This is a genomic window from Saccharomonospora sp. NB11 (assembly GCF_015910535.1).
In the GTDB taxonomy this organism is placed as follows: domain Bacteria; phylum Actinomycetota; class Actinomycetes; order Mycobacteriales; family Pseudonocardiaceae; genus Saccharomonospora.
Genome location: NZ_JACBJG010000003.1, coordinates 26722 through 49948, shown reverse-complemented (window position 1 = coordinate 49948; position 23227 = coordinate 26722). Strand labels below are relative to the sequence as shown.

Here is a 23227-nt window from a genome sequence, read left to right as displayed (position 1 = left end):
GGGAATTGCATATGTCATCTGTGCGTGCGAGGTTGAGACCCGCCGTCGCCATGGCCGCGTGCGTCAGCCTGGCGCTGGTCGGTGCCGCCGGCACGGCCGCCGCTGCGCCGAAGGCCGACACCAAGCTTCCCGAACGGCTGACCAAGCAGGTCAGCCTCGAGAAGATGAACCGGCACCTCATCGCCTTGCAGCGGATCGCCGACGCCAACGACGGCACCCGCGCGGCGAGCACCCCGGGCTACGACGCCTCGGCCGAGTACGTCGCCACGAAGCTGGAGCAGGCCGGGTTCGAGGTGACGCGCCAGGAGTTCCCGTTCTACTACTCCGAGACCCTGGCTGAGAAGCTCGTCGCCGACGGTGCCGAGATTCCCGTGACGATCATGAGCTACAGCCCGTCCACCGAGGAGGGTGGGCTCACCGCGCCGATCGCCGCGATCGAGCCGGACGACACCCCGGGCTGCGAGGTCTCCGACTACGGCGACGTGACCGGTGCGATCGCGCTCGTGCAGCGTGGCTCGTGCACCTTCGCCGAGAAGAACCTGGCCGCCGCCGAGGCGGGAGCCGCGGCTGTGCTCGTCTACAACAACGAGGACGGCCCGGTCAACGGCACCCTCGGCGAGGTCGACGACAACTACGTGCCCGCCGGCGGCATCACGCAGGCCGATGGTGAGGCGCTGGCCGCGCTCGACGGTCAGGAGATCACCCTGGAGCTGCGCGCCCTCATGGAGGAGCGCACCACCTACAACGTGATCGCCGAGACCCAGACCGGCCGCAAGGACAACGTCGTCATGGCGGGCGCGCACCTCGACAGCGACCCGGCGGGCCCCGGCATCAACGACAACGGCACCGGTTCGGTGGCGCTGTTGGAGACCGCGCTCTCGATGGGGTCGAAGCCGAAGGTCAACAACGCGGTGCGGTTCGCGTGGTGGAGCGCCGAGGAGTTCGGTCTCGTCGGCTCGACCTACTACGTCAACTCGCTGACCTTCGAGCAGCAGCTCGACATCGCGCTGTACCTGAACTTCGACATGATCGGCTCGCCGAACGCGGGCTACTTCGTGTACGACGGTGACGACTCCGCGCAGGAGGGTTCGGGCCCCGGCCCGTACGGCTCGGCCCAGATCGAGCAGGCGTTCGTCGACTACCTCGAGAACGAGGTCGGCGTCGCGACCGGCGAGAAGGACTTCGACGGCCGTTCCGACTACGGCGAGTTCATCGCCGTGGGCATCCCGGCCGGTGGTCTGTTCACGGGTGCCGAGGGCATCAAGACCGAGGAGGAGGCCGAGCTGTGGGGCGGCACCGCCGGTGAAGCCTACGACTCGTGCTACCACCAGGCGTGCGACGACCTCGGCAACGTCGACCGGGTCGCGCTCGACCGCAACGCCGACGCCATGGCGTACGTGATCGGCACGTACGCGCTCAGCACCGAGGACGTCAACGGCATCGCGCCGGAGACGACCAAGAACCGCGCCAAGATCGCCCAGCAGCGGTCGGCCCAGAGCGTCATGGCCACCACTGCCGCGGACGACCACCACGCGGTGGTGACCGCCTGATCAGCTGATCGAGGCACACAGCACGAAGCCCGGGTGCGGGGAGGCAGGGAGCTGCCACCCGCACCCGGGTTGCTTACCGAGGTTTTCGTGCGAAATGCGGTTGCACCGGAGGGATCGGTGTTCGTCCGGACGCCAGCGGCGCATCCGGAATTCCCACCGTTCGCGCCGACGAGAACGTCGCACGCATCCCGGACTGCCCTTCTTCACGGTCGGCCGGATCGAGCCACCTCGACCGTGGGGCTACAGCTCCCGCTGTCCGTGCAACGGGACGGTCAACCGCGTGGAATCGTTCGTCACCACACCACCTGACCTTTCCCGGTGACCGATCTCGCCGGGGGCCTCGGGTGAGGTCCCTCGCCCGATTCGGCCAATCCGTTGCCATTCGGCTGCCCACTCAGGAGTACTTTCACACCCACTCGGGCCAACGTTTCGGCCACGATTTTCCGTGGTTTCCTGCATCCCGGACGCCGTGCCGACGCGGTGGGGCCGACTGTCTACTCTGCGTGGTCATGAGTGAGGAGACGTGCGGGACGCAGTGGTTGAGCGATACCGAGATGACGGTCTGGCGCTCCTACATCGTCTCGACGCTGATGCTCCGGCAACGACTGCACCGCGAGCTCGCCGACCGGCAGGACGTCTCCCTCATCGACTACGAGGTCCTCGTGTGTCTGTCCGGTGCCGAGGACGGCGCGATGCGCATGACGGAGCTGGCCACGATGCTCGGCTCCACGAAGAGCCGCCTGTCCCACCAGATCGGACGCATGGAGGCGGCAGGTCTGGTGCGACGGGTGCGCCAGGTCGGTGATCGTCGCGGGGTCGCGGCGCAACTCACCGAGGAGGGCACGCAACTGCTGCAGCGCGCGGCCCCGACCCACGTGCAGGGCGTCCGGGCGCATTTCGTGGATCTGCTGACCGACGAGGAGCAAAAGGTGATGGGCAGTGCCTTCTCCCGGGTCCTCACACACCTGTCGGAGCTGGCGGACTGAGACGTTAGGCTAGGGCGCGCAGGGAAGCGTGGCAGAGCGGCCGAATGCACTCGCCTTGAAAGCGAGCGACGGGCAACCGTCCGGGGGTTCAAATCCCTCCGCTTCCGCGCTGCTGACCAGTGACGACGCCGGGTGACCCGAGACGGGCGCCCGGCGTCGTCGTTCGGTGCCGCTCCCGTGTCGACACCGACTCGCCGAACAGGGTGACGAAAGCGTTTTCGTCCGCCGACTCGTACGGTTCGAGGACGAGCCGTCCGGTCCGCAGCACAGGACTCACGGGCGGCGACGCTGGCCAGGGCCGGGTTCGGCCGTCGACTCGTTTGCCGCTCACTCGTCGAGCAGACCGAGTTCCCTGGCCCGACGCACGGCGGCGTAGCGGCGGTTGACGCCGAGTTTGCGCAGGATGCCTCGCACGTGCGTGCGGACGGTGTTGACGGACACCACCATCAGCTCGGCGATCTCCTCGGTGGTGAGCAGGTCGGCGAGGTGGCGCAGCACCTCACGTTCGCGGGCGGTGAGCGGCTCGACGGGCGGCGCGGCGGGGGATTCGGAGAGGCCACGCAACCAGTGCTGGGCGCCGCGCGGGTCACTGGCCAGCAGGTGTCGTACCTCCGGTCCCGCCTGGCGGAACGGCAGCCGGAGCCGTTCGGGAGCGGCGAGGCGCAGAGCCGTGTCGAGCACGGGCGCTCCCCGCAGCGCGGAGCCGTGGCGAAGGCGGCGTTCGGCCTCCACCACCAGGGCCTCCACGCGCGGGCGCAGGGCGGGGAAGCCGCCGGTCGCCGCCGTGAGGACCTGGTGTGCGCGACCGTCCTCGTCACGTCGTAGGTGCGCCGCTGCGCGCACGACGGCCGCGGCGGGGTGTGTGGTCGACCGCGCACCCGACGTCGTGGTGTCACCTGCCCGGCCGAGCGAGCCCAGCTCGTGCAGCGCCAGGTCGGGATGTCCCTCCAGGAGGGCGAGCCGGGCCGACTCGACCCGCAGGAGCGCTGTGGTCCACGGGTCGGTGGGTGCGGCCTCGGCGATCGTGGCGTGCAGGCGGCTCGCGGCTGCCGCCGGGTGTCCTTCGGCTGCTTCCACACCGGCGACGACGCGGTGCGCGAGATGCCGGGTGAGCGATTCCGGCACCGGACCGGCTGCCATGGCGTGCCGCCAGGCGAGGTCCGGGTCGCAGCGGTCGAGTGCCACGAGCCCGAGGGCGACGTGGGCTGCCGCGTGACCCGGGAACGGCGACGTGTCCGGTGGGATCACGGAGGACCGGGATTCCCTCGACACCGATGACACCGACGACACGGACGACACGGCCGAGCGCGCCGCCGTCTCGTCGGTGTCGAGGGCGTCCAACGCGTCGACGGCCGTGCGTTCGGCTCGCGTCAGGTGGCCCTCCACGGCGTCGGCGAGGGCGAGGTGGGCCAGACAGTCGGCGTACGTCTCGGGTAGTTCCCGACCGGGGCGGCTTGCGGCCGTGTCCCCGAGTTCCGCGCGGGCGAGGTCGACGTCGCCGTGTCGGAGCAGTGCGACCCCGCGGGCCACCCGCACCGAGGCGGACAAGGCACCCGCGGGCGGGACGGTCCCGGGGTCCCCGAGCTCGTGTTGCGCGGTGTCGGTCGCGGCGAGCGCGGCGTCGGCGTCGTCTTCCAGGCGCGCTCGGAGAGCGTCGAGCGCGGCCACGCACGCCGCAGTGTCGGCCCCGCGCGCCGACGCAAGCGCTTGCGCACACCCGACCGTGTCACCGTCGGAGAGGGCGAGGGCCGCCCGCACCAGCGGTGCGGCCCGCGTGTCGGTCTCGGCGAGCGGTCGACAGGCCCGGTGCAGCGGGCCGTCCGGCCGTTCGGTCACGAGCCTGCCCACGAGTTGTTCCTCGATCAGAAGGTCGCTCACCGTGTCCCACGCGCGTGCGGCGGCGTACTGGCGGACGGCGTCGGTGATGGCACCGCGTCGGCGCAACCACTCCGCGCACGTCGTGTGGACGACGGCGGCCTGTTGCGGGTCGGTGCGGGCGAGTGCACGACGCAGCGCGTCTCGCACCACACCGGGATAGCAGCGATCACCGTCAGGTGTGGTCGTGGCGAACGCGCACGTCTCGGCGAGCCGGAGCAGGCGGTCGGTCGCCGGGCCCGCGACGTCGCGAGCCAGATCGTCGTCGAACACGTCCACCGCGCACGTCGTCAGCAGCAAGCGGCGCAGTTCCGTGGGAAGCGGCTCGAACACCTCGTGACGGAAGTACTCGTCCACCGCAGGGGTCGTTCGGCTGTCGTCCCGGGAGTGGCGACTCAACGCGAGGCCCGCGACCCACCCGCCGTGGTAGGCGTTCCAGTCGCGCACCGACGTCCTCGACGGTGGTGGTTCGCCCGACGGCGCCGCCAGCGCCGCGGCCTCGTCGTCGTCGAAGGCCAACTCGTCCGGCCCGATCTCCACGACCGACCCGGCCAGCCGGTACCGGTGCAGCGGCAGACGGGGAGCGCGGCGGCCCGCGAAGACGAGCCGGAGCCGACCGGAGGTGAGGCGCAGCAGCAGATCCACGTCGTCGGCCACGTCGGCCGTGACGCGGTGGTGGTCGTCGAGCACCACGGACATCCGGCGTCCTGCCGCGACGACCGCCGAGGCCACCGAGGGGACCCAGCTCGCCGACGGTCCGTCGTGGACGGCCGAGGTGTCCACCCCCAGCCCGGTCAGGCTGCGCACCACGGCGGACGTGAACACGCGCGGGTCGGCGAGGTCGGTGGGCGGGCCGTCGAAGGTGACCCATGCCGTGTCGCCCGACCGTCCTTCCGACTTCACCCACTCCGTGAGCAGCGCGGTCTTGCCGGTGCCCGCGGGTGCCGTGACCACCACCAGGGCGGCCTCGTCTGCCTGCGACAACGTCTCCAGCGGCTGTCGCCGGTGCACGTGTCGGCGAGGCAGCTCGGGGACGTCGAACCGGCAGGCCCAGGCCGCCGGGTGGGACGTCGGGCGCGGGGCTGCGGTCGGCGCCGTCGGCGGTGTCGCTGTGGAGTCGAGCCGTCGTGTCGTGGCCTTCAACGCGGGAATGCCTCCCGAGGCGGGGTTCTCGGCTGGTCTCGGCCCGACCGTAATCACCACCCGATCGGGGCACCACGGACCAAAGACCCCGTCGGTGGAGGTTCTCGGCCGGAAGTTCATCCGCTGTGCATGATGTGCGTTCGCCGCGCCCGTTCCACGGTGGGAGTACATCCGTGGTCGTAGGCGGGAGGAAGCATGAGCGAGACGTCACAGGCCCGGTCCCGGGCCCAGGATGCGACCGGCACGGAACACGTACCGCCGCAGACGCGCGGTCGGATGGAGGAGGACTACCGGCCATCCGCGCGGGAGGAGTCCCTGAGCCCGTACGCACGGGAGGACCGAGGCGGCGGCATGGGTGGCATCGCCTTCGCCTCCACGCTGTTGTTCCTGGCCGGGGCGTACCAGGTGATCGTGGGCCTCACCGCACTGCTGAACAACGACTTCTACGTCGTCACGTCGAGCGGACTCGTGGTCGACGTCAACTACACGGCGTGGGGCTGGGTGCACCTCGCCCTCGGTGTCGTCGCGGTGGCCGCGGCACTCGGCCTGATGACCGGACAGACCTGGGCCCGTGTCACGGGTATCGCGATGGCGGCGGTCAGCGCGATCATCAACCTGGCGTTCATCCCGGCCTACCCGCTGTGGGCGCTGGTGGTGATCGCACTGGACATCGTGGTGATCTACGCGATCGCAGTGCACGGCAGCAGCCGCGCGGCGACCTGACAACCGCACGCCAGGGCCGCCCTGGCCCACGCCCAGGGCGGCCCTGGCGTGCGTCGGCTCGGTGCCGTCACGGCCGGGTGGCCGGCTCCGGCAGTCGTTTCCGGGTCCGCCGGGCGATCCGGCGGGCACCGGTCACGTTCATGCGCCACCGGGCCAGGCGTCGGCTGACGCGGAAGTAGCGGGCCACGCTCGCGTCGGTCCACCCTCGGAACGCGGCCGTCCTGGCCGCGGCGCAGGGCAGCAGGAGTTCCCCTGCGAGTTCCGTGGCCTCCTGCTCCTGGACTGTTCGCGTCGGGTCGGAGCGACACGACCCGCCCACGGTGAGCAGCACGCCGAAGTCGTGTTCGAGCAGCACGTGGGCCATCTCGTGCGCCACCGTGGAGCGGCGGCGGGTGCGGTCGTGCGTGTGGTTCTCGACGATGACGCATCCGGTGTCGACCGGCACCAGCGCGCCGGAGAACGCGTCGACGGCGGGTCCGGTGAAGTGTGCGACGGCCGATGAGGGCAACCACGGCTCGTCGAGGGTGAACACCTCGATGCCGTAGAGCGCGGCGAGTGCGTACGGGTCGAGCGGTGCGAACGTGTCGACCCCCAGCTCCGAGCGCACGTCGACGGCGAGCCGCCGGGCCGTGGCCTTGAAGCCGCGCCGCAGCGCCATGTCAGCGCTCCCGTCTGTCCGCCTTGATGCGTCGCATCGTGGCGCCGACGATGTCGAGCAGGTACTCGCGATCGGCGTCGGTCAGGTCGTTCCTGGCGCGCAGGAGCAGGGCGAGCTGGGTCTCCAGCGCGGGCTGTTCCGCGGTGTCGGGGGCGGCCCCGGGACGCACCATGAACTCCTCGGCGGGGGCGCCGAGCCACTGCACCAGTGCGATGAACCCGTCGAGGTCGGGGCGCTGGCCGTTGCCCATCCGGCTGAGCAGGGACGGGCTGACCCCGGCCTGCTCGGCGAGCTGTCTCCACGAGAGTCCGCGTGCCTTGCGTCCGGCGTCGAGCGCGTCGTAGAGCCGCCGCGCGTCCATGCGGCCTTCCATGTCGTCGTCCTCACTCACCGATGCCGTGTGCCCGTCCTTTTTCACTATCACAGGGGTGTGTCACCCGCGCCACACGTGTTGCTTCCCCACTAACGTGTTTCACCAACGCAACAGCTCGCCCGAGGGGGTCGTGGATGCGCACGCCGTACACCGTCGTCTTCCGGTTCTCGCCCGACTCGCTGACCTGGCTCGTGAGCAGGCGCAGGACCGTCCTGTCCCGCCACTGCCGCAAGCGGGACGCCGTCCGGGAGGCCGCTCGCCTCGCCCGCGCCTGCGGGCACGCGGAACTCACCGTCGAACGCATGGATGGCACGGTTGAGTGGATTCGTCGTTACGGCCCGCAGGAACCGCCGAAGGGCGATGGGCGAGCCCCTGGAGACGGCGATAGCGTGACGTTGTGATGAAGCGAACGGTGCTTGCGGCGGCGTGTGTCGCTGCACTAGCGACGACGGCATGCGGTGGCGACGACGGGTCCGGTGAGGACACTGCCGCGCCGAGTCCCCAGCCGTCGGGAACGCAGCAGAACTCGTCGCAACCCTCTCCGGATGGTCAAGAGGGACGATGCGCGAGTGTCATCGACAGTCTGTCACCGCGTGAGCGGGCGGCGCAGTTGCTGGTCGTCGGGGTCGACGAGAACGATCCGGACGCCGCGGTCGCCCTCGTCCGCGACAACAAGGTCGGCGGAATCTTCATCGGGGGCAACGCCACGACGCTGTTCACAGGCGACGCCCTGGAGCGGGTGCAGCAGGCCGCTGGTGACATCCCGGTGTCGGTCGCGGTCGACGACGAGGGTGGACGCGTCCAGCGCATCGACGAACTCGTCGGCCCGATGCCCAGCGCGCGGGAGATGGCGGCCACGATGACTCCCGAGGAGGTGCGGGAACTCGCGGCGGAGCGCGGACGCCAGATGCGGCAGTACGGGATCACCGTGGACTACGCGCCCGTGGTCGACCTGACCGACGGACCCGCCAACGGCGTGATCGGCGACCGCTCGTTCAGCGCCGACCCGCAGACGGCCACCGAGTACGCCGCGGCGTTCGCGCAGGGACTGGCCGATGCGGACGTTCGCCCGGTCATCAAGCACTTCCCAGGTCACGGCCGGGCGAGTGGTGACTCCCACCAGGGCCTGGTCACCACGCCCCCGCTCGATGAACTTCGGCAGTCCGACCTGGTGCCGTACGACGACCTCGGCGTCTATCCGGAAGGGACTGAGGTCATGGTCGGTCACCTGAACGTGCCGGGACTCACCGACGGCAAGCCCACGTCGCTCTCGCCGGAGGCGTACCGGCTGTTGCGTGAGGACTACGGCTACGACGGTCCGGTGCTCACCGACGACCTGGGTGCGATGAGGGCGATCTCCGACACCTACACGCTCGACGAGGCCGTGTTGCTCGCGCTGCAGGCGGGCGCCGACCAGCCGTTGTGGTCGGACGGAGGCGACGTCGGCCCGGTGCTCGACCGGATCGAAGCCGCCATGTCGAGCGGTGACCTGCCGGAGGGGCGCGTCAACGAGGCGCTCACGCGGGTGCTGGACGCCAAGGGTGTGTGCGGCTGAGCCGCGACGTTCAGGGCCTCGCGGTGGTCAGGTTCGCGATCACCGCGTCGAGGTCGAGCCGGTCGGACTCGTAGCCCAGAGGCACTCGCGCCAGCGTGGCGTCCACGAACGCCTGGATGCCACTCCGATCGGCTTCCACGGCCGCGTAGCCGTCCGGCGACTCCAGCTCGATCACGAGCAGGTCGTCGTCGGACGGCGACAGGTCCGGCCGAATGCGAACGTCACCGATGCCGGCGGGCGCGTGCAGTCCGGTGATGAGCAGGTCACGGGCGAACTCCCACTCCACCCACTCGTCCGGCTCCACTTGGAAGGCGAGGGAGACCGTGAACGGTGCGGTCGGGGTGTAGGTCAGCCTGGACAACACGGGTGTCTCGCATCCGCTGAGGTACACGAACTGGTCCTGGTGCACGACGTTGTCGTCCACGGCACGCTCCCGTCCATCCGTGGCGCCGAAAGTGGCGCGCGTGCGGCCTTCCCTTGATGAAGACGTCCATCTGCCATCAAAGTGATGCGCCGTTCGGGCGAAAGTTGATGATCGAGACGGACAGTAGAGCAAACACCGGTTCGGCCGAAGGGTCGGGTCCCTTTGTGGACCGTTCGGCCGCTGCCGCGCTCCTGAGTGTCACACGATCGAGTCTTCTTGGGTGTGAAACGGTCTCCAACGGGTGACAAGTGGTCCTGCTCCGGGTAGACAGCACGTGACGTGATCTTCGCCGTGAGTGACACGTGCCCGAGGGGCGGCTGATGAAGGGACGACGCTGATGGCCCCCGACGTCTGGCGCCGGACGCCGCACGACGGCGGGGTTCTCGACCGCACGGGCATTGTCGCCGCGAGCGCACCGTCCGACGAGGACGAGAAGGAACTCCCGTCCGACGGCTATCGCCCCCGTTCGCATCGCTTCCAGTTCACCGCGCTCGCCACCGTGATCCTGATGTTCGCGGTGGTGATCACGGGCGTGCGGCAGGGGACCGGTGGGCCGTCGGGTGTCGCTCCGACCACGGCGGGCGGTCCGGCGATCACCGAAGCCGTACCGGTGGTCTCGACTCCACGGCCGTCCCGGCCGACTCGTGGTGACGAACCGGAGTCGTCCGTGCGTGAGGTGCCGTTGCCGCCGTCGAGCACGTCGCCCGAGTCGTCGACCGAGCCGATTCCCGAGCCCTCGATCGTGCTCCCCACGCAGCGTCCTGGTGAGCCTGACGTGCTCGACGTCGACGACGAGAGGCCGGTGTCGGTGCAGATCCCGAGCGCCGAGGTCGTTCCGGACCTGGGCGAGCTGCCGTGGGCGGTGGTGCTCGACCCGAACGGCGCGGATCGGGATCGCCTGCGGGCGCGGGAGGACAGCCCGTCCGAGACGCCCGAAGCCGTCCCGGTACCGGAGTGATGCGGCGCGGGACGCGGTGACGTCCCGGCCTTCCCTGTGCAGCCTTGTCGAGTGAGCTGTGCGCGTCCGGCTTGTGTCGAGCTGTCGGAATGATCCTGCGGCAACACGCTGGGCGTTAGGTAAAACCCTTTCGTTTTGCAATCACCCAGGCGTAGACAGTTACTGAGACAAGCGTCACATGGCCGACTCTTACCAACTGGTAGGCCATAGAAGTTGAGCGGGCCGTTTTCGCCAGCGTTGTTTCCGTCGTCGGCCCGTGGAGGAATGCAGGTGCCCACGCAGCAGTCGCGTGGTGGGGCAGTGTTGGCCGGTCTCGGCGGCTGGCTGCCGCCTCGCGTGGTCGACAACGACGAACTCAGTCGGCGCATCGACACGTCGGACGAGTGGATCCGCACCAGAACGGGGATCGCCCGCCGCCACGTCGTCGACAACGGACTGTCCACTGTTGACATGGCGGTGCAGGCGGGGCGGCGGGCGCTGCGCTCGGCCGGGTCGTACGGCGAGGGCATCGATGCCGTCGTGCTCGCCACCAGCACGCCCGATCACCTGTGTCCCGCCAGCGCCCCGCAGGTCGCCGCCGAACTCGGGTTGAGCGGCGCCGCGGCGTTCGATGTCAACGCGGTGTGCAGCGGGTTCGTGTACGCACTTGCGACGGCGGCAGGACTCATCGCCGCGGAGATAGCGACGCGGGTGTTGCTCGTGGGCGCGGACGCCTTCACCACACTGCTCGACCCGGACGACCGCACGACCGTGCCGATCTTCGGTGACGGCGCCGGTGCCGTGGTGCTGCGGCAGGGCTCGCCCGACGAGCCGGGCGCCGTCGGACCCTTCGATCTGGGCAGCGAGGGCGAGCTCACCGACCTGCTGTACGTGCCCGCCGGAGGTGCGCGGCTGAAGCGCTCCGACGATCCGAGCGACCACTACCTTCGGATGCAGGGGCAGGCCGTCTTCCGGCACGCGACGGCCCGCATGGCGTCGTCGTCGCGGGCGGTGCTGGAGAAGGCGGGCTGGCACACGTCCGACGTGGACCGGTTCGTGGGCCACCAGGCGAACGTCCGCATCCTCACGGCCACGGCCAAGAACCTCGGCCTGCCCGCCGACAGCCTCGTGGTCAACATCGGACACACCGGCAACACGAGCGCGGCCTCCATCCCGCTCGCGATGCTCGACGGCGTCGTGGACGGCACGCTGCGCGCCGGTGACCGGGTGCTCGTCTCCGCCTTCGGCGCGGGGCTCACCTGGGGCTCGACGGTGCTGCGCTGGCCCGGGCTGGAGTGCGAACCGCCGGCCTGACCGTCACCGCGGCACAGTGAAGGTGGTGGTCGGCGTCCGGCGGCCACGAAGCTGGATCTCGTCGTGACTCACCCACAGGTCGCGCTCCGACCGCCCCGCCGCCGACAGCGTCGGCCCGCTCGCCAGCACCCGGCCGGGAACCTGCTTCGCGTGCTCGGTCAGTCGCGCCGCCTCGTTCACTGCGTCGCCGATGACGGTGTACTCCAACCTGCGCCGCGATCCGAGCTGACCGGCGAACACCTGGCCCGTGGCGACGCCGATGCCGAGGTCCAGCTCGCCCCGTTCGAGCACGGCGTCGCGGATCGCGCGCGCGGTGCGCAACGCCGAGGTGGCCGGGTCCGCGTGCTTGGCGGGCGCGCCGAAGACACACAGCGCGGCGTCGCCCTGGAACTTGTTGACGAGCCCGCCGTGGTTGCTGGTGGCCGCGACCACGACCTCGAACAAGCGGTTGAGGCGGCGGACGACCTCGTCGGGCGGAAGCTCGGTGGCGAGCGTGGTCGAGTCGGCGACGTCCACGAACAACGCGCACACCTCCCGCACGTCGCCCGAGAGGGAGATGCCGTGTTCGAGAGCGTGCTGGACGACGTCGTCGCCGACATGGCGGCCGAACAGGTCCCGGAGGCGCTCCTGCTCGCGCAGGCCGACGGCGAGGTCGCGCACCGACGCCTGGAGCATGCCGATCTCACCCGCGTCGTCGACCCGGACGGCGATGTCCCGCCGTCCCGCACGGATGTCGTCCAGCACACCGCGAAGGTGGTGCAACGGAGCCGCCACGGCCCGCGCGAACAACGCCGTCGCCAGCGCACCGAGCACCAGGCCGGTGGCCGACAGCAACACCAGGCTCGCCGTCGGGTCCTCGTCACCGATGCGGGGAGGCAGCAGGAGGAACAGCGCGCCGACGAGGGGCACTCCGCTGGACAGTCCCCAGAGGACGACCAGTCGCGTGAGCACGGACGTCGGTCCGCGCGGTCCCACCACGTCGAGCGAGATCAACAGCAGCGGACGGGCCACGCGCTCGGCGGCCAGATAGGTCAGACCGGCAGTGCAGAGACCACCCAGCACGATCGTCAACACCACGCCGACCGCGTTGTACCAGGTGCCGAACACCGCGGCCAGCACGCCGAACCCGATGGCACCCCCGCCCCAGAGGGTGCCGACGACCACGGCGAGTTCCACGGGGATGCGCAGTGCTCGCGTGGCCTCCTGGAGCGTGGGGCTGCGGTCGGCGAGGAACCACAGCACCGTCCGACGTTGCAGATAACCCGCCCACAGGGTGCCGACCGCGAACGCGAACAGCACGTAGGCCAACGCGCAGATCAGGATGACGTCGCGACCGGAACCGAACTCGTCGGGCAGGCCTTGCAGCCACAGCAGGAGCAGCACGAGCCCCGCACCGCAGAGACTGGTGCCGAAGCCGATGGTCGCGAAACCCACGCTGGTGCGAAGGACGGTACCGATCCGCTGGGGAAGCTGCCCGCTGGCCACCCCAGGATCGTAGGGGCCCGAGCGCCTGTTGGGTACGTATGGACGCCGTCGTCGCCGATCGATGGGCTCGACGTCACGACGCGCGACGCCGCTCCTGCCGCCGGTTCGCGTCCCGGACCGCCTTCTCCAGCTCGGCGCGGTTCATCTTCGACCGCCCCTTCACCCCGAGGTCGCGGGCCATCTTGTCGAGGTCGCTCTTGGTGAGGGTGGACAGGTCGGGCTGCTTCTCGCGCGACTTCGTCGTCCGGCCCTTGCTGTCCTTGCCTCGCGTCCGGGACTTCTCGCCGGCCCGTGATGGCTTCTCTCGCTCGTCGGACTTGCGGTCGTCGCCGCGTTTGCGCCCCTCGATGCTGCGTGACAACGCCTCGAACAGGTCGACGACCTTGGTGGCCTCGCGCGGCTCCTCGGCCGGGGTGATGGTGCGGCCCGCCCGCTTGTCCTCGACGAGCTGCATGACGCGCTCGGTGTAGGTGTCGTGGTACTCCTCGGGGTTCCACTCCTCCGCCATCGACTCGATCAGGCTCACGGCCATGTCGACTTCCTTGTCGCGGACCTGCCCGACCTCGGGGAGCTTGCTGATCTCCTTGCGTGGCTCGCGGATGTCCTCGGGAAAGAGCAGCGTGTTGAGCACCAGGACTCCGTCGCCCGCACGCACGGCGGCGATGTACTCCTTGCCGCGCATCACGAACCGCGCGAGCCCGGCCCGGTTGGTCCTGGCCATGGCCTCGATGAGCAGGGAGTAGGCGCGCCCGAACTCCTCCTTGGCCGGGGCGAGCCAGTAGGTCTTCTGGAAGTAGATCGGGTCGATCTCCTCCAGGTCCACGAAGGCGTCGATGTCGATGGTGCGTGACCGTCCCGGAGCGATCTCGTCGAGCTCGTGCGGCTCGATGATCACGTACTCGTCGCCGCCCAGGTCGTAGCCCTTGACGATCTCGTCGTACGGCACTTCCTCGCCCGTGCGCTCGTTCACCCGCCGGTACCGGATGCGGTCGGACGTGCCGCGCTGGAACTGTCGGAAGTGGATGGTGTGGTCCTGGGTGGCGCTGTAGAGCTCGACGGGCACCGTCACCAGGCCGAAGTTCAGAGCTCCGTTCCAGATCGCTCGTGCCACGGCTCCTCCTGGACTGACGTCCCTGTCATCCGAGCATGACGCAGGCCGACGGGGCCGGCCACTCGGACGAGCGACACCGCCACGACGGGCGGTCGGTCACCACGGCTCCTCGCCCGGAGCGCCGACGGCGGCCACGTGGTCCGTGGAGTCGGTCTCCTTCGTGATCAGCAGCCACTGCTCCTGCTCCGAACTGCGGTAGGCGCGGACCAGTACGAACGCGCCGTGGAGTCGGTCGCCGTCGAGGCGGAATGTCAGTCGGCCCTCGTCGAGCGCGCGCGTCGGGCTCAGGGTGCCGAGTCCTGCCACGACACCGGTGTCCCACACGGCGCCGAGCGTGGACTCGGTGGTGCGGATCGCGAGCAGCTTGTCGCCCGGGGTGTGGGACGGACGCTGGGGAATGGCCCAGCACACCGACAGTTCGCCGAAGTCGAGGCGCAAGTCGTAGTGGAGGCCGTGCTCGGGGCGAGTGATCACGTACAGTGACGGATTTCGGGGCGCGACGGGACGCCCGCCGTGGTCCTCCGCTCGGCGCGGGTAAGGAGTGGGCGGCGTGGTGCCGCGCGTGTCCCGGTCCGCCATGCCAGCGAACATACCCGGTTCTGAGCTGCGGAAACAGACCGAATCGCCGAGTGGTGGTCATCCGGGGCCGACAACCCCCGACCGGGGTACGCGGTACCGCCCGTCGAGGGACACCGGCCGGTCGGGGACGCCCGCCGTTCAGTGCATCAAGGTCGCTCGGTGATGACCATGAGTGACACGATCGCGAGGTCGCCGACCGGCCGGTCGCCCGAACTCCGGGCCGCTCACCCGAACGGGTCCTCCTCGACGAGACCGTCGCGGAGTTTCTTCAACGTGCGGGCGAGCAGGCGCGAGACGTGCATCTGCGAGATGCCGACCCGTTCGGCGATCTGCGTCTGCGTCATGTTGTGGACGAAGCGCAGCGCCAGGATCGTGCGTTCCCGCTCGGGCAGTTGCCGCACCAGCGGCTGGAGCGTCTCGTGGTTCTCCACTCCCGCGAGGGCGGCGTCCTCCTCGCCGAGGGTGTCGCCGAGCGCGAGGTTCTCGGTGTCCGCCGAGAGCACCTCGTCCAGCGACATGGAGTGGTACGCGTTGCCCGCCTCCAGACCTTCGTAGACCTCCTCGGGGGTGAGCCCGAGGTGCTCCGCGATCTCACTGGGGGTCGGGGCCCTGCCGAGCCGCTGGGAGAGCTGTGTGCTCGCGTTGTTGATGGAGAGATGCAGCTCCTTGAGCCGCCGGGGCACGCGGATGACCCAGCCGGTGTCGCGGAAGTGCCTGCGCACCTCGCCCATCACCGTGGGCACGGCGAACGAGAGGAAGTCCGACCCGCGTGCCGGGTCGAAACGGTCCACCGCGTTGATCAGGCCCACGCGTGCCACCTGCACGAGGTCTTCCTTGGCGACGCCCCGGCCCGAGAACCGTTGCGCGATGTGCTCCGCCAGCGGCAGGTGGCCCGTGACGAGCCGGTCCCGCAGTTCGCTTCGGCGGGGATCGTCCTCGTCGAGCGAGGCGAACTCCTGAAAGAGCGGCGTCAGGTGCTGGTAGTCGTCCGACGCCGTGCGTGATCCCTGTGTGGTCGATTCGGTCACGTAAAAGCCGGCTTCCGTTTCGCGAGCTCGATGTGGACCCAGGTGCCCTGCCCGTCCTCGGCGTTCTCCTCTGCCCAGGCCGTCGCCGAGTCCGCGAGCGTGGTGAGCACCTTCCAGCCGAAGGACGTCGTGCTGGGCGCCTCGGCGTCGGTGGAGGAGACGGCGCCGTGGAACAGCAACTGGTCCTCGTCGCGGGTGAAACGGCAGACCATCGTGCTGCCCGGCACGGCTCGGGTGATGAGCGTCGAGCACGCCTCGTCGACCGCGAGCCGGAGATCGGCGATGGAGTCGAGGTCGAAGTCCACTCGCATCGCGATGCTCGCCGCGACCGATCGGATGATGGGTAGGTGCACCAGGCTCGCGCCGAGCCGGAGTTCGATGTCGTCCTGCGCGCCGATGCTGTTCGTCGGCGGCTTGGTCTCGGTCACTGTTACCTCGGTGTTCTGCCGACCGTTCAAAGTTCCCCGCTCACAGTAGCGATCGTTCTGGCCAACCTTCTCCTCTTTCTCAATCGTGGCGCAACACGGCGCCGAAACCCTCGCTGAGCTGCGCTTGATCACCCACACCGACCACGTCGGCGTTCACCGCGGCGGCGGCCATCGGCAGCGCCTCGTCGGCCCGGACGCGGGTGGCCTCGCCGTCGCCGAGCAACTCCTTCTGCAACGCCACCAGCGAGGGGTCGCTCCCCACGAGAACCTCCGCGTCGCCGGGCTCCCCCACGAGCAGGGTCGACACGTTGCCTTCGCGCAGCGCCGTCGTCACGGCCTCCAAACCCTGGACGGCGAGCCCGGTCGGCTGGGCGAACGCGGCCGAGAAGCGCCGCACGACGTCCTCGGTGCGCCGTCGGACGGCCTCGGCGAGCAGGTCGTCCACGAGCGCGTCCAGCTCGTCGTTGCCCGAGCCCTGTTTCCGGCCGCCGGGTTCGACCTCCTCGACGGTCTCGCGTACCTGCTGCGGCAGCGCCTCGATCAACGTCCTGCGCGCCTGCGCGTCACCGGCGACGACCACCAGCGCGGCGCCCACCCGGCGAGCGATCGACGCCACGTGCTCGGCGGCCTGCTCGATGTTCTGCCTGGCGAGTTCCTCGGCGCGAGCCTGGAGGTTGCGATGCGACCACGCCCCTCCGCGCACCTTGTGGACCTGGCTGTTCGGGCCTTCGACCGTGCGGGAGTCGACCACGGTGCCGTGTTCGTCGACGGCCGTGACGTCCGCTCCCACGCGATCCACGACGGCGACGACGTGGGCGGGTGGGAGTTCGCCGTGTTGCACGAGCGGGACCACGTAGGGCAATCGGGACACCCGCGCCACCGGTCGCGGTGGCGGTTCGGTCAGGCGCTGGTCCAGCAGGACCTGTTCGGCGGCGGCCACGACGGCGCGGCCCGCGCGGCCGACGGGAGGCTCGCGGTCGAGCACGACCTCGTCCAGCGCGGTCAGCGTGCCTTCGTCGGCACCCTGGTCGGCGAGCTCCTCGCGCAACTCACGCCAGGTGAGTTCGCGCTGCTTGGCGGCGTCCTCGGTGTTGTGGGTGTCGTCGAAGTACACCGACGCGAAGGGCCCGTGCGTTCTCGCCAGATCGCGCAACGTCGTCGTGTCCAATCCGCCTCCTCGTCCGTGTCACCGTCGGTCGCCGCTGGAGCTGTTCTCGGTCCGGTCCACCTGTGCTTGGACTACCCGATAGGGGGTGAGTGGAAACGCGAACGAAGATCGAGAAGTCCGGTTCCGGTGGTGACTCCGCCCACGGTTTTCGGGCTCGGGAGGGTCGATCCGCCGAAGTGTGCCTAATGTCAGCCCGCGTGAGTGCAGCATGATCTGGTGGCATGCGGTCCTGATCGCCGTGGCGGGCGTCTGGGCCGGGATGATCAACACGGTCGTCGGGTCGGGGACGCTCGTGACGTTCCCCGTGCTCGTGGCGCTCGGCTACCCGCCGGTGACGGCGACGACGTCGAACGCGATCGGGCTCGCCCCCGGCAGTATCAGCGGCGCGATCGGCTACCGGGAGGAGCTGCGGGGCCAACGTGCCCGGCTGCTGCGGTTCACGCCCGCCTCGCTGCTGGGAGCCATCTGCGGCGCGGTGTTGCTGCTGTCGTTGCCGCCCGACGCCTTCGAGACCGTGGTTCCCGTGCTCGTCGGTCTCGCCGTCGTGCTCGTCATCGTGCAACCGAAGGTGTCGAGCTGGGTGCTGCGACGCCGGGAGGAGCGCGCGGCGGCGGCCACGCAGTCCTCCGAGCTCGGCGGCGCGGTTCTCGTGGTCGGGCTCATCTTCCTGATCGGCATCTACGGCGGGTACTTCACGGCGGCCCAGGGCGTGATGCTCATGGCCGTCATGGGAATGCTGATCAACGAGAGCCTGCAACGCCTCAACGCCGTGAAGAACGTGCTGTCGGCGGTGGTCAACGTCGTGGCAGGCACGGTCTACGCGTTCGTGGCACCCGTGCACTGGGGTGTGGTGGCTCTGCTCGCCGTGGGATCGGTGGTGGGCGGCCAGCTCGGCGCCAAGGTCGGGCGCAAGCTCTCACCCACCGCTCTGCGGGCCACGATCGTGATCGTCGGCGTGGCGGCGATGGTGCAGCTCGTGCTGCGGCAGTTCTGACGTCGCAGGCCGGGGCGTCGGAAGTCGCCCGCCCCGGCCCGACGCGCCTCAGCGCGGGAAGGTGCGTGCCGCTTCGAGGAAGACGTCGTTCTCCTCGGGGGTGCCGATGGTCACGCGCACGCCGTCGCCCGCGAAGGGGCGCACCACGACCTTGTGCTCCAGTGCGTGCTCGGCGAAGGCGACCGTGCGGTCACCGAGAGGCAGCCACACGAAGTTCGCCGACGTCTCCGGTACCTCGTAGCCCGCGTCGAGCAGCGCGTCGCGCACCCGGGTGCGTTCGCGCACGATCCCGGTGCAGCGCGCCAGCAACTCGTCCTTCGCGTCGAGCGACGCCAACGCCGCCGTCTGGGCGAGCGCGTTCACGCTGAACGCCACGTACACCTTGCGCAGGGCCTCGATGACCTCCTCCGCGGCGATCGCGTACCCGACCCGCAGCCCGGCGAGCCCGTACGCCTTCGAGAAGGTGCGCAGCACGGCGACGTTGCGTCGGGTGCGCGCGAACTCCAGGCCGTCCGGGACGTCGGGGTCGGTGACGAATTCGCGGTAGGCCTCGTCGAGCACCACCACGACGTCCGAGGGCACGCTGTCGAGGAACCGCGTCAGCTCCTCGCGCCGCACGGCCGTTCCCGTCGGGTTGTTCGGGTTGCACACGAAGATCAGCCGCGTCTTCGGCGTGATCGCCGCCAGCATCGCGTCCAGGTCGTGTGTGTGCGAGGGCGTCAGCGGCACGCGCACGGGCGTGGCGTTGGCGACCTGCGTGACGATCGGGTACGCCTCGAAGGAACGCCACGCGAAGAGCACCTCCTCGCCCGGGGCGCACAGCGCCTGCACGAACTGCTGGCAGAGCGACACCGAGCCGCACCCGACGGCCACCTGGGACGTCGAGACGTCGTACTCCTTGGCCAGCCGGTCGACGAGTGTCCACGCACCGAGATCGGGATAGCGGTTGATCTCGTGGCTCGCGCGCGCGATGGCGTCGGCGACACTCGGCAACGGTCCCTCGGGAACCTCGTTGCTGGCGAGTTTGACGGCCCCCGGGACGGTCCGTCCCGGAACGTAGGCGGGCAGGGCGGCGAGGTCGGCACGTGTCGGGATCTCGGACATGGCGGCTCCTCGTCGTTGAGAACGGGTCGCGACCCAACCTATCTCGCTCGTTCGGCCGCCAGAAGTGATGTTCGCCGGGGAGCGAGGTGATCGCGTCGCCGTCAGGCGGGCTCGTGCGAGACCCACACGTTCGGCTCGACGTACACGGCGAGGTTGTGCGCGGTCGAGGTCAGCGCGGGTGCCAGGCCACCTTCGACGACGACGGGACCGTCCGAGTCGAACGGCAGCCCGGTCCACCGGCGCCACCGGTCGAGCGGCGCCTGGATGGTCATCGAGCAGTCGGCGACGTGCTCGATCCGGCCACCCGCGCGCACGTGGGTGCGCAGCCAGCGGTCCTCGGGCAGTCCGTCCGGGCGCCTGCGCTCGACGTACTCGCGCATCGGCATCGTCGGGACGGCCGCCTTGTCGGGTGGGCGCACCGGGCACACGAGCGCGTCGAGGCGGGCCGCGCCCACCGCCTCCCGCATCGCCTCCAGCACCCGACGGGAGTCGCCTCGGCCCTGGCGGTCCGGATGCACGGCGATCTCCAACGCACACGCCGTGTCGGGGGTGAGGCCGTCCAGCGCGTCCTCCGCCGCCCACGCGGCCACCTGGTCCCAGCCGAGGTCGGGGAACGCGGGCCGGTCGTCGCGGTCGGCGAGGTAGGCGACCATCACGCCGCGTGCCACCGGACGACCGTCGTCGTCGAGCAGCGCGACCACGAGGTGGGGCCAGAGCCGGAACACGCGTCGACACCGCACGAGCAGGCCCGCGAGGTTGCCCGCCATGAACCGAGGGGTGTTCGCGGGGTAGGGAATCGCGAAGGTCGCCTCCGCGAGTTCGGGTCGCTTCGCCAACGTCACGATCTCCACGTCGCCGAGTCCACCACAGCGATGATCATGGTGGGGTGTGATCCGCCGGAGTCGCCCGAACGTGGGGGGCCAGGACCTGCGGGTATCTGCGATCTCACGTTGACCAGGGGTACACCGCCGGTGGTTGAGTAGACACATGACGCAGACGCACACGCAGGACTACGAGCGAGCAGACGGCCGTCGACTCGGGCTGACGTACGCCGAACCGGACGGTGCGGTGCGTGGCGGACTCGTGGTTCTTCACGAGGTGGGCGCCGTGACCGACGCCGCGCGGCTGCTGGTGGCGTCGCTCGCCGCCGAGGGATGGTTCGCGGTCGCGCCGGAGATCGACGGCGCCGAGGGCGGTGACGGCGTCGGAGGCGCGGTGCTCGCCGCCCTCGACACGACGCTCGCGTGGCTCGTCGACCAGGGCGTACGCGGCGACCAGCTCGGTGTCGTGGGCTTCGACCTCGGTGGCACCGCGGCGTTGGTCGTGGCCGCGAACCGGAAACTCGGGGCTGCCGTGAGCGTCGGAGGGCGGGGCATCGAGGCGCCCGCCGCGGCCGGACTGCCCGCACTGATCGACATCGCCAGCGACCTCGCGAGCCCGTGGCTCGGGCTGTACGGCGACAACGGCGACGAGGCGGGGCAGGCCGAGATCGACAAGCTCAAGGAGGCGGCGGGCCGGTCGAAGGTCGCCACCAACGTCGTGCGGTACGCGGGGGCGAGCCACCGCTTCGACGCCGATCCCGACGCCGCGGCCGAGGCGTGGCAGCGCACCCTGTCCTGGTTCGACGCCCACCTGCGCTGACGTCCACGCGGCGCGCGGTCACGGGGTTCGAGCACACCTCCGGCGTGCCGATTGTGTGCCGATTCACCGGCGCGGGGGACGCCTTTCGTGCCTTACGCTCCGACCATGAGTGCTGACAGTGCTGACAGTGCTGACGTCGGTCAGGTCGTTCCCGAGGTCCTGTGGCGGCCCGACCCGGATCGTGTCGAGGCAAGCCGTATCGCCGACTTCCGCCGGTGGCTGCGCGCCGAGCGTGGCGTGAACCTCGCGGACTACGACGAGCTGTGGGCGTACTCGGTGCAGCAGCTTCCGGAGTTCTGGGCGGCGTTGACCGACTACTTCGGCGTCCGCTGGCACGAGCGACCCACCGAGCCGCTCGCCGAGGCCCGCATGCCGGGTGCCCGGTGGTTCCCCGGCGGCACGTTGAACTACGCCGAGCACGCGCTGCGGCCGATCGCGGGAGCCGAGAAGGCCGATGACGAGCTCGCGGTCGTCTTCCAGCGGGAGGACGGCGTCGAACGACGTCTCACCTACGGCACGCTCCGCGCGGAGGTGGCGGCGGCGCGCGCCGCGCTGCGGGAGCTGGGCGTCGGCAAGGGCGACCGGGTCGTCGCGCTCGCCCCGAACTGCCCGCAGACGTTGGTGGCGTTCCTCGCCGCGGCGTCCCTCGGGGCGACGTGGTCGTCGTGCTCGCCGGACTTCGGTGTGCGCGCCGTGTCCGACCGCTTCGCCCAGATCGAGCCCAAGGTGCTGATCGCCGTCAACGGCTACGTCTACAACGGGCGGTCGTTCGACGTGCGGCCCACGATCGAACAGCTCCGCGGCGAACTCCCCGGGCTGAAGGCGACGATCGTCGTCGACTACGAGGGCGGTCGGGTGCCCGATTCGCTCGACTGGGACACCCTGCTCGCCCGGTACGCGGGGGCGGAGCTGGCGTTCGAGCCAGTGGACTTCGACCACCCGCTGTGGGTCCTGTACTCGTCGGGCACCACGGGGCTGCCGAAGGGCATCGTGCAGGGCCACGGCGGCATCACCGTCGAGCATCTGAAGGCACTCACGCTGCAATGCGACCTCGGCCCGGGGGAGCGGTTCTTCTGGTTCACCACGACGGGGTGGATGATGTGGAACTTCCTCATCTCCGGCCTGCTCGTGGGCACCACCCTCGTGCTGTACGACGGCAGCCCCGGCCACCCGGACCTGCGGACGCTGTGGCGGCTGGCGGAGCAGCACCGCGTGACCTACTTCGGCACGTCCGCGCCGTTCGTGCAGAGCTGCCTCAAGCAGAAGTTGCGCCCGGCGGCGGAGTTCGACCTGTCGTCGCTGCGGGCACTCGGGTCGACCGGCGCGCCGCTGACGGTGGAAGGCTTCCGCTGGATCGCCGACGAGATCGGCTCGCGGGTGCAGATCTGCTCTGTGTCGGGCGGCACCGACCTGTGCACGGCGTTCGTCGGCTCCGCCCCCGACGTGCCGGTGTGGCTGGGCGAGCTGTCGTGCCGGGCGCTGGGCGCGGCGGTGGAGGCGTTCGACGACGAGGGCCGTCCCGTGACCGACCAGGTGGGCGAGCTGGTGGTCACCAAGCCCATGCCGTCGATGCCGGTGTTCTTCTGGAACGACCCCGACGGCAGCAGGCTGCGGGAGGCGTACTTCGAGGACTTCCCGGGCCTGTGGCGACACGGCGACTGGATCAAGATCACCGACCGGGGTTCGGCGGTGATCTACGGACGCAGCGACTCCACGTTGAACCGGGGCGGCGTTCGCATGGGAACGTCCGAGTTCTACCGCGTCGTCGAGGGCTTCGACGAGGTGCTCGACTCACTCGTCATCGACACCTCCGCGAACGAGGAGGGCGAGCTGCTGTGCTTCGTGGTGCTCGCCGAGGGCACCACGCTCGACGACGTGGAGCCACGCCTCCGCACGGAACTGCGCAAGGCCCTGTCGCCGAGGCACGTGCCCGACCGGTTCATTCCCGTGGCCGCGGTGCCGAGGACGCTCAACGGCAAGAAGTGCGAGGTGCCGGTGAAGAAGATCCTCAAGGGCGTCGACCCGGACCGCGCGGTGAGCCGAGACGCGTTGGCCAACCCGGAGGCCCTGCAACCCTTCCTGGCCTACGCGAGCGGCAAATGACCTGGTCACCCCTTTAGAGGGGGGTGGGTGAAACGGTCGCGGCGCACG

At 70.2% G+C, this 23227-nt stretch carries 22 protein-coding genes and 1 tRNA gene; 11 read left to right on the top strand and 12 right to left on the bottom strand.

All coding sequences use genetic code 11. From position 1 onward, the window contains the following. Positions 1-11 precede the first annotated feature (11 nt). The 3 genes from JAV51_RS04740 (at position 12) to JAV51_RS04730 (ending at position 2643) form a co-directional block, all read left to right on the top strand. On the top strand, positions 12-1550 hold the full coding sequence (locus JAV51_RS04740) for a M28 family metallopeptidase (protein WP_197319398.1): 1539 nt from the start codon (positions 12-14) through the stop codon (positions 1548-1550). Between the two features lie 509 nt (positions 1551-2059). Next, complete coding sequence (locus JAV51_RS04735) at positions 2060-2536, top strand: MarR family winged helix-turn-helix transcriptional regulator (protein WP_197319397.1); 477 nt, start codon at positions 2060-2062, stop codon at positions 2534-2536. Positions 2537-2558: 22 nt separating this feature from the next. Further along, positions 2559-2643, top strand: a tRNA-Ser gene (locus JAV51_RS04730). A gap of 220 nt (positions 2644-2863) precedes the next feature. Here JAV51_RS04730 and JAV51_RS04725 read toward each other — a convergent pair. Continuing rightward, positions 2864-5614, bottom strand: coding sequence for a LuxR C-terminal-related transcriptional regulator (locus JAV51_RS04725; RefSeq protein WP_307845734.1), 2751 nt, complete (start codon positions 5612-5614; stop codon positions 2864-2866). Positions 5615-5749: 135 nt separating this feature from the next. On the opposite strand from JAV51_RS04725, the gene JAV51_RS04720 reads away from it, so the two are divergent. Next, positions 5750-6277 (top strand): hypothetical protein, encoded by a 528-nt coding sequence (locus JAV51_RS04720; RefSeq protein ID WP_197319395.1) that lies wholly within the window; start codon positions 5750-5752, stop codon positions 6275-6277. 67 nt (positions 6278-6344) lie between these two features. Here the strand turns inward: JAV51_RS04720 and JAV51_RS04715 are convergent, their stop codons facing one another. Then, on the bottom strand, positions 6345-6935 hold the full coding sequence (locus JAV51_RS04715) for an ImmA/IrrE family metallo-endopeptidase (RefSeq protein WP_197319394.1): 591 nt from the start codon (positions 6933-6935) through the stop codon (positions 6345-6347). Between the two features lies 1 nt (position 6936). Further along, positions 6937-7308: a helix-turn-helix domain-containing protein gene (locus tag JAV51_RS04710; RefSeq protein WP_197319747.1), complete on the bottom strand. Its 372-nt coding sequence runs from the start codon at positions 7306-7308 to the stop codon at positions 6937-6939. 134 nt (positions 7309-7442) lie between these two features. Here JAV51_RS04710 and JAV51_RS04705 point away from each other — a divergent pair, with 134 nt between their 5' ends. Next, a complete protein-coding gene (locus JAV51_RS04705) occupies positions 7443-7709 on the top strand; it encodes a DUF2188 domain-containing protein (RefSeq protein WP_197319393.1) in 267 nt (88 codons plus the stop codon). Continuing rightward, on the top strand, positions 7709-8863 hold the full coding sequence (locus JAV51_RS04700; protein WP_197319746.1) for a glycoside hydrolase family 3 protein: 1155 nt from the start codon (positions 7709-7711) through the stop codon (positions 8861-8863). The genes JAV51_RS04705 and JAV51_RS04700 overlap by 1 nt, the downstream gene beginning before the upstream one ends. Positions 8864-8873: 10 nt before the next feature. On the opposite strand, the gene JAV51_RS04695 is transcribed toward JAV51_RS04700, so the two are convergent. Beyond that, a complete protein-coding gene (locus JAV51_RS04695; RefSeq protein WP_197319392.1) occupies positions 8874-9287 on the bottom strand; it encodes an SsgA family sporulation/cell division regulator in 414 nt (137 codons plus the stop codon). 337 nt (positions 9288-9624) lie between these two features. Here JAV51_RS04695 and JAV51_RS04690 point away from each other — a divergent pair, with 337 nt between their 5' ends. Both JAV51_RS04690 and JAV51_RS04685 read left to right on the top strand, forming a co-directional pair. Continuing rightward, positions 9625-10245 (top strand): hypothetical protein, encoded by a 621-nt coding sequence (locus JAV51_RS04690; protein WP_197319391.1) that lies wholly within the window; start codon positions 9625-9627, stop codon positions 10243-10245. A gap of 264 nt (positions 10246-10509) precedes the next feature. Then, a complete protein-coding gene (locus tag JAV51_RS04685) occupies positions 10510-11538 on the top strand; it encodes a beta-ketoacyl-ACP synthase III (RefSeq protein WP_197319390.1) in 1029 nt (342 codons plus the stop codon). A gap of 3 nt (positions 11539-11541) precedes the next feature. Here JAV51_RS04685 and JAV51_RS04680 read toward each other — a convergent pair whose 3' ends face one another. The 6 genes from JAV51_RS04680 to JAV51_RS04655 all read right to left on the bottom strand — a co-directional run bounded on the left by JAV51_RS04680 (position 11542) and on the right by JAV51_RS04655 (position 17337). Beyond that, positions 11542-13023: an adenylate/guanylate cyclase domain-containing protein gene (locus JAV51_RS04680; RefSeq protein ID WP_197319389.1), complete on the bottom strand. Its 1482-nt coding sequence runs from the start codon at positions 13021-13023 to the stop codon at positions 11542-11544. Between the two features lie 73 nt (positions 13024-13096). After that, positions 13097-14134, bottom strand: coding sequence for a Ku protein (locus JAV51_RS04675; RefSeq protein WP_197319388.1), 1038 nt, complete (start codon positions 14132-14134; stop codon positions 13097-13099). Positions 14135-14230: 96 nt separating this feature from the next. After that, positions 14231-14713, bottom strand: a complete 483-nt coding sequence (locus JAV51_RS04670; protein ID WP_231641343.1) for a DNA polymerase ligase N-terminal domain-containing protein — start codon at positions 14711-14713, stop codon at positions 14231-14233. Positions 14714-14937: 224 nt separating this feature from the next. Next, complete coding sequence (locus tag JAV51_RS04665) at positions 14938-15741, bottom strand: SigB/SigF/SigG family RNA polymerase sigma factor (RefSeq protein WP_197319386.1); 804 nt, start codon at positions 15739-15741, stop codon at positions 14938-14940. Next, positions 15738-16169 (bottom strand): ATP-binding protein, encoded by a 432-nt coding sequence (locus JAV51_RS04660; RefSeq protein WP_197319385.1) that lies wholly within the window; start codon positions 16167-16169, stop codon positions 15738-15740. The genes JAV51_RS04665 and JAV51_RS04660 overlap by 4 nt, the downstream gene beginning before the upstream one ends. 79 nt (positions 16170-16248) lie before the next feature. Next, the gene (locus JAV51_RS04655) at positions 16249-17337 is read right to left on the bottom strand and encodes a Vms1/Ankzf1 family peptidyl-tRNA hydrolase (protein ID WP_197319384.1); all 1089 of its coding nucleotides are present in this window, start codon (positions 17335-17337) and stop codon (positions 16249-16251) included. 208 nt (positions 17338-17545) lie between these two features. On the opposite strand from JAV51_RS04655, the gene JAV51_RS04650 reads away from it, so the two are divergent. Continuing rightward, positions 17546-18331: a sulfite exporter TauE/SafE family protein gene (locus JAV51_RS04650; protein WP_197319383.1), complete on the top strand. Its 786-nt coding sequence runs from the start codon at positions 17546-17548 to the stop codon at positions 18329-18331. Between the two features lie 48 nt (positions 18332-18379). Here JAV51_RS04650 and hisC read toward each other — a convergent pair whose 3' ends face one another. Then, positions 18380-19435 carry a histidinol-phosphate transaminase gene (gene hisC, locus JAV51_RS04645; protein WP_197319382.1) on the bottom strand — a complete coding sequence of 352 codons (1056 nt, stop codon included), beginning with the start codon at positions 19433-19435 and terminating at the stop codon, positions 18380-18382. Positions 19436-19536: 101 nt separating this feature from the next. Continuing rightward, positions 19537-20286, bottom strand: coding sequence for a hypothetical protein (locus JAV51_RS04640; RefSeq protein ID WP_197319381.1), 750 nt, complete (start codon positions 20284-20286; stop codon positions 19537-19539). A 136-nt stretch (positions 20287-20422) separates the two neighbouring features. Here JAV51_RS04640 and JAV51_RS04635 point away from each other — a divergent pair, with 136 nt between their 5' ends. Together JAV51_RS04635 and JAV51_RS04630 are read left to right on the top strand one after the other, a co-directional pair. After that, positions 20423-21076: a dienelactone hydrolase family protein gene (locus tag JAV51_RS04635; protein ID WP_197319380.1), complete on the top strand. Its 654-nt coding sequence runs from the start codon at positions 20423-20425 to the stop codon at positions 21074-21076. Positions 21077-21181: 105 nt separating this feature from the next. Then, complete coding sequence (locus JAV51_RS04630) at positions 21182-23179, top strand: acetoacetate--CoA ligase (protein ID WP_197319379.1); 1998 nt, start codon at positions 21182-21184, stop codon at positions 23177-23179. Positions 23180-23227: the final 48 nt, after the last annotated feature.